The sequence below is a fragment of the Acinetobacter sp. MB5 genome, assembly GCF_003261585.1.
Lineage (GTDB): Bacteria > Pseudomonadota > Gammaproteobacteria > Pseudomonadales > Moraxellaceae > Acinetobacter.
In genome coordinates this window covers 1-584 of the sequence record NZ_POVU01000050.1, presented here as the reverse complement: position 1 = coordinate 584, position 584 = coordinate 1, and the positions used below count along the sequence as shown (strand labels likewise).

1 pseudogene is annotated in these 584 nt (G+C 62.3%); it reads left to right on the top strand.

The features are described from left to right. Positions 1 to 584, top strand: a pseudogene (locus C1A47_RS17550) (protein rep); the annotation flags it as partial.

Here is a 584-nt window from a genome sequence, read left to right as displayed (position 1 = left end):
CGCCTGATGCACCATCGCCGCGATTTCAACGCTGGTACCCGTGGTGCGCCCTGGACGGAACTCTGCAAGGCCGAGGGAGCCGTTTACACGCTCGAACTGACCAACAAGGGCAACGGGTGGCACCCTCACTGCCACATGATCGCTCTGGCGGCCTCTGAGCCCTGCCAGGAGGCTTTAAGCGCTGAGTGGCACCGGATCACCGGTGACAGCTTCATCGTCGACGTAAGGCCCATCACAGGCGATCCCAGCGAGGGGTTCATGGAGGTCTTCAAGTACGCCGTGAAGTTCTCCGACCTCTCCCTGGAAGACAACTGGCACGCTGCCCAGCGCCTCAAGGGCAAGCGCCTGCTGAACAGCTTCGGCCTGTTCCGTGGTGTCGAAGTCCCCGAATCGCTCCTGGACGAACCTCTGGACTCGCTCCCCTACTGGGATCGGTTCTACCGGTATTTCGGCGGTGAGTACCGCTTTACCGGCGAAAGCCCCAAAGCCGTAACGGAGAACGCCGTTACCGAAAACCCCGAAACGCGTTACACGGTTACGCCAGCCGATCCCCGATCGGCTGCTGACCTGCCCGGCTGGCGACC